The 8733-nt window shown below is 36.1% G+C and carries 10 protein-coding genes; 1 reads left to right on the top strand and 9 read right to left on the bottom strand.

Going from position 1 to position 8733, the window contains the following annotated elements:
* Positions 1-213 precede the first annotated feature (213 nt).
* On the bottom strand, positions 214-702 hold the full coding sequence (locus tag ELS83_RS08900) for a nuclear transport factor 2 family protein (RefSeq protein ID WP_171595195.1): 489 nt from the start codon (positions 700-702) through the stop codon (positions 214-216).
* Positions 695-1144: a winged helix-turn-helix transcriptional regulator gene (locus tag ELS83_RS08895; RefSeq protein WP_171595194.1), complete on the bottom strand. Its 450-nt coding sequence runs from the start codon at positions 1142-1144 to the stop codon at positions 695-697. The genes ELS83_RS08900 and ELS83_RS08895 overlap by 8 nt, the downstream gene beginning before the upstream one ends.
* A gap of 72 nt (positions 1145-1216) precedes the next feature.
* On the opposite strand from ELS83_RS08895, the gene ELS83_RS08890 reads away from it, so the two are divergent.
* Entirely contained in the window at positions 1217-2227 is a 1011-nt protein-coding gene (locus tag ELS83_RS08890; RefSeq protein ID WP_171595193.1) for an SDR family oxidoreductase, read from the top strand.
* An 87-nt stretch (positions 2228-2314) separates the two neighbouring features.
* Here the strand turns inward: ELS83_RS08890 and hemB are convergent, their stop codons facing one another.
* The 7 genes from hemB to ELS83_RS08855 all read right to left on the bottom strand — a co-directional run bounded on the left by hemB (position 2315) and on the right by ELS83_RS08855 (position 8731).
* Positions 2315-3292: a porphobilinogen synthase gene (gene hemB, locus ELS83_RS08885; RefSeq protein WP_171595192.1), complete on the bottom strand. Its 978-nt coding sequence runs from the start codon at positions 3290-3292 to the stop codon at positions 2315-2317.
* A 76-nt stretch (positions 3293-3368) separates the two neighbouring features.
* Positions 3369-3839, bottom strand: coding sequence for a hypothetical protein (locus tag ELS83_RS08880; protein WP_171595191.1), 471 nt, complete (start codon positions 3837-3839; stop codon positions 3369-3371).
* Positions 3840-3841: 2 nt separating this feature from the next.
* Positions 3842-5296: an ABC transporter permease gene (locus ELS83_RS08875; RefSeq protein ID WP_171595190.1), complete on the bottom strand. Its 1455-nt coding sequence runs from the start codon at positions 5294-5296 to the stop codon at positions 3842-3844.
* A gap of 2 nt (positions 5297-5298) precedes the next feature.
* Positions 5299-5934 (bottom strand): ABC transporter ATP-binding protein, encoded by a 636-nt coding sequence (locus ELS83_RS08870; protein WP_171595189.1) that lies wholly within the window; start codon positions 5932-5934, stop codon positions 5299-5301.
* A 72-nt stretch (positions 5935-6006) separates the two neighbouring features.
* The gene (locus ELS83_RS08865) at positions 6007-7206 is read right to left on the bottom strand and encodes a GTP-binding protein (protein WP_171595188.1); all 1200 of its coding nucleotides are present in this window, start codon (positions 7204-7206) and stop codon (positions 6007-6009) included.
* A gap of 13 nt (positions 7207-7219) precedes the next feature.
* Positions 7220-7579, bottom strand: a complete 360-nt coding sequence (locus tag ELS83_RS08860) for a MerC domain-containing protein (protein WP_171595187.1) — start codon at positions 7577-7579, stop codon at positions 7220-7222.
* 93 nt (positions 7580-7672) lie between these two features.
* The gene (locus ELS83_RS08855) at positions 7673-8731 is read right to left on the bottom strand and encodes a CobW family GTP-binding protein (RefSeq protein WP_171595186.1); all 1059 of its coding nucleotides are present in this window, start codon (positions 8729-8731) and stop codon (positions 7673-7675) included.
* Positions 8732-8733: the final 2 nt, after the last annotated feature.

Genomic DNA, 8733 nt, shown 5'->3' with positions numbered 1-8733 from the left:
CTGTTCATAATTTGAACAAATCAATGGATTATATCAAGCGATATCGACAAACGATTAATGAGAATCGACAAACGATAGGTGAATATCGATTTAATGAAATGTAAGATTGATACTTTCAGCACCAGATATTGGCAAAATGGAAAGGTAGGATATAAAAAAAGCTGACATTTCTATCAGCTTTCATTTTTACACATAAGTTTATCTCTAATTACTTTAAAATGTAGGATTATTGTTTCCAATGCTGCCCCCTGTCAACAGGAACAAAAATCTTGAAAAAGTATCGATTGGTTGAATGGCATCCCAATGTTCTGCCAATTTTCCATTTTCCAGGCGAAAAGTATCAGTAATAATAAAGCCTTTCTTTTCATTGCCTCTGTGTTTTTCTTTCATGGTACAATGGCTGTGTAAAACCACAAAATCGCCATCGGCAATAATCCTTTTTACATCGAAAGAATATTCGGGAAATCTTTTTGTTAGCGTTTTTACATAGTCAACAACACCCGAAATCTCATTTTTGATTGCTCTATTATGCTGGATATATGAGCCTCCTGCATATTTATTAAGTGTATACTCAAAATCGTGTTCATTCATTAAACGCTGGAAAAAGTCTACGACTACTTTCACATTTTCGCTTTCCTGTTCTGTCCAGTGATCTTGTAAATGACTGTTGATTTCGATTTTTGTCCCACGATTCTTATTCATCTTTCTTTACTTTTAAAAGTGATTGTTTGTACTCTTTGTAGTTTTCAGCAATCTGTTTGAATGCTGCTTCCTTGTTCTTTTCTACCCATTCCAATTTCTCATCTAAATTCATATCGGGATTAAAGTCCTGAACATGGTTTTTACTCCATAATGTGAATTCTACCAAAACAGGCACTAGAGATAACCCTTTGGCTGTAAGAGTGTAAATGTTGGTTTTTCGATTGGTAGGCAGTTTTTGTTTGTCGATGATTCCAAAATCCTCAAGTGTTTTCAACCTTGCAGATAGTATGTTGGTGGCAATGGCTTCTGGACTATCGGTAAAATCTTTAAACATGCTTTTGCCTTCGAATAGCATTTGTTTTATTACAACTAAGGACCATTTATCCCCTAAAATATCTAGAGCTGAGGTAATTGGACATTTACATCGAAAAGTATTTTTCATAGATTTATAATTTTTACTTGCAAAACAAAAGTAATAAATGTAGTTTTACTTGCAAAATAAAAGTGATAATTTATGAAAAAAGTATTGTTAACGGGAATATCAGGCTATATTGGCTTGCATTGTGCAGCTGAGCTGCTACAACAAGGTTATGCTGTAAAAGGTTCAGTAAGAAGCTTATCGAAAGCAGAAAAGCTTACAGACACGATTACAAAATTCGTTGATCCGAAAGGAAAATTGGAATTCTGTGAGTTGGATCTTTTAAAAGATGATGCCTGGGACGAGGCCGTATCTGATTGCGATTTTGTAATGCACGTGGCTTCACCATTTTTTTCTAAAATCCCAAAAGATGAAAACGAGCTGATTAAACCAGCTGTTGAAGGAACACAACGTGCCTTAAAAGCAGCCCACAAAGCTGGAATAAAGCGTGTTGTACTAACCTCTTCTATGGTAGCCATGTTAGGAGATGTTAAGGGCGATGAAAATATCGATCAGAATAGTTGGACTGAGGTGAATGCCAAAAATGCCACTGCCTACCTAAAAAGTAAAACCCTTGCTGAAAAAAGTGCCTGGGAGTTTGTAAAAGAGAAAGATATGGAATTGGTTACCATTCACCCGGGACCGGTTTACGGCCCGAGCCTTTCCGATGATTTGTCTGGAGAATCGATGACATTGTTTAAGCGAATCATGACTGGTGAATTAAAGCAAATGATACATGCGAGCATTAACATGTCCGATGTGCGAGATGTTGCAAAAATTCATGTACTGGCTTTGGAAAACGAGCAAGCTACTGGTCAACGTTTAATTGTTGCCACCGAAAGAGCTCATTCTTACCAGGAGATAACAGAACTTTTAAAAACCAAGGGGTATGAAAAGGTAAGCACTAAAGTAGCTCCTAATTTTATGGTGAAATTCCTGGCCAATTTCAATAGCGAAATGAAAGGCATGATGCCTTATGTGGGTAAGAAATATGAAGGTAGCGTAATGGCAAGCAAGAATATTTTTAATTGGGAGCCAATTCCGTTCGATAAAATGGTTTTAGATACAGCAAAATCGGTAGAGAATGTTTTGAATAGCGAATGTTAAAAGCCGAAACTAAGATAAAAAGCCGACAGCTTGTCGGCTTTTTATCTTGCTGTCAAAATTCTTTTAAACAGTGCGATAATTTTGAAATTACTTCTTCATTAATCTGGCGTAATCTTTGGCAAAATAAGTTAAAATGATGTCAGCTCCCGCTCTTGCAATACTTATCAACATTTCTTGCATTGCTGCTTCATAGTTTAAATAACCTTTTTGTGCAGCTGCCATTAACATGGAGCACTCCCCACTCACGTTATAAGCGGCAATCGGTAAATTAGAATTCTGCTTCAACAATTGGATCACATCCAAATACAATATAGCTGGCTTCACCATTAAAATATCAGCTCCTTCACTCTCATCCAGATTTGCCTCTCTTACTGCTTCCATCTTATTGGCGGGATTCATCTGATAGGTTTTCTTATCTCCCGCTTTTGGTGCAGAATCTAAAGCATCTCTAAAAGGGCCATAATATGCTGAAGCGTATTTGGCTGTATACGACATAATGCTTGTATTTACAAAACCTTCTTTATCCATGGCTTGTCTGAGGAAGCCAACTCGCCCATCCATCATATCCGAAGGACCAATAATATCAATTCCGGCCTGTGCTTGGGCAATTGTCATTTGAGCCAAAATGGGTAAAGTTGCATCATTGTCTATTTGGCCATTGGCAACAAAACCATCATGTCCATCAGATGAATATGGATCCATTGCCACATCCGAAATCAAGGTGATTTGTGGAAATGTAGTTTTAATCTTATTTATGGCATTTAAATAAAAGTTATCATTTGAGTAACTATAGGAAGCAATATTGTCTTTTAAATGCTCTTCGACAGCAGGAAACAAAACATACTGCTGAATTCCTAGTGCAATACACGACTCTATTTCTTTTAAAAGTAAATCTAATGACCATCTGTAATTACCAGGCATAGATTTTACTTCATCTTGAATGCCATTGCCATCTACAATAAATAATGGATATACTAACTGGGCGACATCCAACCTGGTTTCACAAAGCATTTCTCGAATGGCTGTCGACTTCCTATTTCTTCTGGGTCTATTTAATATCTGCATATATTATTCTTTAAATTGAATATCAATTAACCACCATACAGACAGTTCATTAATCTGGTTCAATAACATGTTATTTCTATTTTATCAACTTCACAAATTTGACTTCATCCATGATATAGATTAGATGTTCAGAATTATTATTATTGAGTTTTAATTTTCCTTCTATTTCAAAGTAATTATCTGTTCTCAATCGTTTAAAGTTTCTTAAATACTCTGGCGAAACATTTAATTCTATAATGGTTTGAAGTCCATCTCCTGTACAAAAAAAACATGTGTTCATGGGATTGTAAGAAAGTACATAAATGTTTCCAGTGATATCAACAGGCAAAAAGAAGCCTTTTACTTTTATGCTTTGCCCATCTATTTTTTTTAATTCTTTTCCAAATTTAGGTCTTGGCAATAATGCGTCGTACTTAAAGGAGTAATAATACCTGATCTTAACATCATCCAGTAATAAATCCCACACTTTATCGTTGGTTAAATCTTGTCCTTTCAAGGAAAAAGAAGCAAATATTATAAGGCAAACAAATAGAAACTTAAATTTCATGATTAACGGCTTAAGGTAAAATGCAAATTGTTTTTATATGCCTTTATTGCAGGTATGAGGGCCACCAACAAACCTATGCCAACACAAAATAACAATAGAATCAGTTCTTTGAAGAAAACGCCAATATCGAAATATCTGCCAAGTTCAAACTGAGGTAAATACATCCATATTACGTAGGAAACAATCATACCAATGAACCAACCTGAAACTGCCAAAAATATCCCCTGAGCATAGAGCAAAGCAACAACTTTAAGTTTTGAAGCTCCAGCAAGGCGTAAAAGTGCCAATTCGAAAATGCTTTGATTGAATATATTTAGTAGGTAAATAAAAATATTAATGGCTGAGATCACAATGATTATCCATGCCAGCAACCTTAGTGTATTAAGTCCCATACCCAACATTGAAATCAGTCTGTTCAATTCAAGTGCCGGAGAGGCAGCTTGCATAGTGGTATTTTGGTTGATAGCACGAGGTAAACTAATTGCTGCCTGCGGACTTTTATAGAAAACCAACAAGGCTGTAATTTCTTCAGATGCTTCTGTAGTTTTAACAACCAATTGTCCTTTCAATTCCATATACAATTTGGCTTCTTCTTCACTTAGTTCTCCTCCTTGCGAAAGCTTATTCTGCAGCTGCTCCAGTGTTTCAATTTCATGAGTATTACCTTCATATTCATGTTCATGTTGATCTTCATGAGTGTATGTTTCATCGTGCTCATGATGGTCGTGTTCACAATTTTCATGATGATGATGCTCTTCTTCTCCATGTTCACTATGATCATGCTGTTCGTGTTCACAACAATCACAATTCTTATGCTCCCATTCTCCACCATTTTTGTTATGACCATGCACCATCCAAACGCTTTCAACTGGTGATAGAATCAGATTGTCCGTTACATTTCCTGATCTTTTAAGCACACCAGTTACCGTGTAGCGAAAGTCTTCATGACTATGTCCTTCCTCCAAGAATCCATGCACACCTGTAAATGTATCTCCAATTTTTAGTCCTGTCTTTTTGCTAACATTCGCCCCAATTACAGCTTCAAAAGGCTCTGAGAACGAATTACCTTCCTGAAATTCGCATGCATACAGTTGTAAATAATCGGTATGTGTTCCTACTATGCGAAAACCTTTATGGCTATCGCCCAGTGCTATCGGAATAGTGTTTTTAACCAAAGGATTACTTTGAACTCTTTTCACTTCCTCAAGAGGGATATTGCCCGTAGGTGCATCAATATGTAGTACCGATGATAAAATGAGTTGCAACGGACTGCCCTTTGCTCCAACAACTAAATCGATTCCTGCTAAATTGTTTTTGTATTGATTATTCAGCAAGGTTTCTGTTTTTATTATCAATGAAATAAGTGCTACACCTATTGCAAATAAAAGTACACTTAACGCACTATTGTATGGTTTATGAAGCAATTTTGCAACTGCTATTTTTACTATTGTCAGCATACTTAATTTAGTTGGATTGTATTTACAAATTCTTTTTTCAATCGTGCATCATGAGTTGCTACTACAAGAGTTACACCGTAACTTTTGCAAATACCAATAATTAACTCGATAAAACGCTTACAATTATCGTCATCTAGGCTAGACGTAGGTTCATCGGCTAAAATAATTCCAGGTTTATTTATAAGGGCTCTTGCAATTGAAAAACGCTGAAGTTCTCCACTACTTAGTGTTGTAGGTTTCTTGCGTGCTAAATTTGCTATTCCTAAATCGTTCAAAAGTTTATTCACAAATTCTATATCTGCCTTTTTTCCCGATAATTCAGCGAAGTACAACAAATTCTTATGCATGCTTAAGGCATCAATAAAATAGCTTTTTTGAAAAACCATGCCAATGTTTTTGGCTCGGTAGACATCAATCTCTGCTGGTCTTAAATTATTTAGCAATGTATTGGCAATTTGCAATGTTCCGCTAGATGGCATTAAAATGCCTGAAATTAAATGAAGCAAGGTAGTTTTTCCACTTCCTGAGTTTCCTGTAAGCAGCCATGATTCATTTATTCCAATTTGCAAAGCGGGGAAATTTAAAATCTTTCCTCCGGGATATTGATACGAAAGAGCTTCCGTTTTTATAAGGGCCATATTTATTCAATTACAAATTTTAAAATTATCGTTTTTGGTTCTGCTTAAATTACAATTCATTGTTAAAAATATTTAAACTGGCCATTCATCCACAAAATTATCTGCATTCAATTCCATAGTTCTAATTTCTGCTTCGGTGCATAAACAAGCTTGCAATTCCTGTTTTATTGCTTCTTCATCCATATCCTGTCCTATAATAACAAGTTCGTTTTGCCTGTCGCCAAAACGTTGGTCCCATTTGCTCATAATGTATTCTTCGTTTTGCTGAAACGCTGGATGTTGATTCCGTTCAATTATATCAAGGGAAGCCCACCAAACACCTGCTTTATCAGCTCGTAATGATCCTCCGGCCTGACTCCAGTTTATAGCCTCTTTAGGTCGTGAGGCAATCCAGAACAGTCCTTTACTTCGGATAATTGCTCCATCCCATTCGAAATTCACATAACGCCAAAACCTTTCAGGATGAAAAGGCCGTTTATCTCGGAAAATAAAGGAAGAAATGTCATACTCCTCTGTTTCTGGGGTATGTTCTCCCTCAAGTTCTTTAATCCAACCTGCAGCCGAAGAAGCTTCTTCAAAATTGAATAGTTCAGTATTTACAATCTCTTTCAGGTTAATTTTTGCAAAACTTGATTCCAATATTTTGGCTACTGGATTCAATTTATGAATGATTGCTTTTAATTGCACCAGTCTTTCCTCACTAATCAAGTCGGCTTTGTTAATGATAATCACATTGGCAAATTCAATCTGGTCAGTCAATAAGTTTACAATTGTACGCTGATCTTCAGGATCATCATCATTCATGCCCCGGTTTGCTATGGTATCTAAGCTATCAAAATCTTTTTCAAAATTGAAAGCATCCACAACGGTTACCATGGTATCAAGCCTTGCCCATTTCGTAAGGTCAATTCCTGATTCTTCAAAAGCATATGTAAATGTTTGTGCCACAGGTATGGGTTCGCTAATACCCGTACTTTCTATAAATAGATAATCGAAGCGATTCTGCTGTGCCAGTTTTTCGACTTCTTTTACAAGGTCTTCACGCAAGGTACAGCAAATGCAACCGTTGCTCATTTCAACAAGTTTCTCATCAGTACGCGAGAGAACATTTTCATTTTCAACCAATTGTGCATCTATGTTTACCTCGCTCATATCGTTGACAATAACAGCAGCACGAAGATTTTCTTTGTTATGCAAAATGTGGTTAAGCAAGGTTGTTTTGCCAGCTCCCAAAAAACCGCTTAAAACTGTAACTGGTAACTTTTTAGTCATCATATTTTGTTTTTTAGACAGTATAACATTCATCCTGGCATTGGCAATACTTTTTGTTGTACAAATGCAAGGCAAATAATAAAAATGCAGGTGTATACAAGAAAATTCTATTTAATTGTAAACTGCCAGCATGTTCATTAATAATGAAAAAGCTTAGAAAAGCAAAAAGAACATAGAGTGCTATCTTTACCCATCGCTTTGAGCTGTTTTTGGCTGCAAAATAAACGGCAATAAAGGAGATAACAAGAAAAAGGAAGTCTATAACTCGCCACCAAACAGGGCTCTCAGCGCAGCAGCTTGCAGCACAAGCCTGGGCAATAAAAATAAATGGAGTTAAAATACAATGTACAAGACATAAAGTTGTGCTTGCCATACCAATATTATCTGCTGAGATTTTCATTGATTTCTTATTTTTAAGTATAAGGTCTGGAATGATTGTACATTTAAAGTCAATAAAATTGATTTATTATCCAGCTTCCGATTTGATCGCTTCAACAGGTTTTGCAAGCAGTTGGCAGAGGTTTTCATCCAGCATTTTCTGGTTAAGTTCTTTTCCAATAAAAATTAAGATGCTAAAACGGGCTTCTGTTCCCCATTTCTCTCCGGCTTCAATCATGTAGTTGCTCCTAACCGCCTGAAAAATTCCTTTCTCCGGAACATTATCAAAGCTAAGTATTCCTTTTACTCTGAATACGGTATCTTGATTAAAGTAGAGAAAACTCTCCATCCATATATCAAATTTCATCATATCAAAACTCCCTGGAATCTTAAACCCAAAAGATTTTATATCGTGCTGATGTTCATGATGGTGTTTGGTTGAATGAACAATTGGCTTACTTAATAATGAAGGCTGAGGATCAATCGCATCACCTACTATCGATAAGTTTTGAAACGACATGCTTGATTTCTCAATGGTTCGAGCCGAGAATGCTTTTAAATCAAGCAAATCAACACCACTCAGATTTGCGAATTCTACAGGATAAATTGTTGCAGTGGAATTGATCCCAATTATCACAGCTTGTAATTTTTTCAAATAGTTCTCTTGAATCGTGTCTGCTTTATTTAAAAGCACCACATCTGCCAATGCCAATTGTTTTCTAACTTCAGGCTGCTCATCGATCAGATCTTCCATATTGGCACAATCAGCTAGACAAATAACGCTATCGAGTCTAAAGTTCATCTGAATTACTTCCATTGAAAGAAAGGCCTTAATAATAGAGTCCGGATCGGCTATTCCTGTGGTTTCAATCAGTAGGTGATTAAACGGATGAGGACTGTCCAATAACTTTGTAATCGTTTCATAAAAACCTTCGCTTAATGAACAGCAGATACAGCCATTGGAGAGTTCGAAAATGTTCTCGTCTGTACCTACTATTAAACCACCATCAATTCCAATTTCACCAAACTCATTCTCAATAATGGCAAACTTTTTTTGAGGATGGTCTTTTATCAATTGATTGAGTAAAGTTGTTTTTCCAGCCCCTAAAAATCCTGTTATAATTGTTACTGGGATTCTACTATCCATAT

The sequence above is a fragment of the Marinifilum caeruleilacunae genome, from assembly GCF_013141825.1.
Taxonomy (GTDB): domain Bacteria; phylum Bacteroidota; class Bacteroidia; order Bacteroidales; family Marinifilaceae; genus Marinifilum; species Marinifilum caeruleilacunae.
This window is presented reverse-complemented; position numbering and strand designations above follow the sequence as displayed.

Excerpts from the sequence above, each read along its gene's own strand:
- ELS83_RS08900 (WP_171595195.1), bottom strand. The coding sequence starts at position 702 with ATGAATAAGAATCGTGGGACAAAAATCGAAATCAACAGTCATTTACAA.
- ELS83_RS08895 (WP_171595194.1), bottom strand. The coding sequence starts at position 1,144 with ATGAAAAATACTTTTCGATGTAAATGTCCAATTACCTCAGCTCTAGAT.
- ELS83_RS08890 (WP_171595193.1), top strand. The coding sequence starts at position 1,217 with ATGAAAAAAGTATTGTTAACGGGAATATCAGGCTATATTGGCTTGCAT.
- hemB (WP_171595192.1), bottom strand. The coding sequence starts at position 3,292 with ATGCAGATATTAAATAGACCCAGAAGAAATAGGAAGTCGACAGCCATT.
- ELS83_RS08880 (WP_171595191.1), bottom strand. The coding sequence starts at position 3,839 with ATGAAATTTAAGTTTCTATTTGTTTGCCTTATAATATTTGCTTCTTTT.
- ELS83_RS08875 (WP_171595190.1), bottom strand. The coding sequence starts at position 5,296 with ATGCTGACAATAGTAAAAATAGCAGTTGCAAAATTGCTTCATAAACCA.
- ELS83_RS08870 (WP_171595189.1), bottom strand. The coding sequence starts at position 5,934 with ATGGCCCTTATAAAAACGGAAGCTCTTTCGTATCAATATCCCGGAGGA.
- ELS83_RS08865 (WP_171595188.1), bottom strand. The coding sequence starts at position 7,206 with ATGACTAAAAAGTTACCAGTTACAGTTTTAAGCGGTTTTTTGGGAGCT.
- ELS83_RS08860 (WP_171595187.1), bottom strand. The coding sequence starts at position 7,579 with ATGGCAAGCACAACTTTATGTCTTGTACATTGTATTTTAACTCCATTT.
- ELS83_RS08855 (WP_171595186.1), bottom strand. The coding sequence starts at position 8,731 with ATGGATAGTAGAATCCCAGTAACAATTATAACAGGATTTTTAGGGGCT.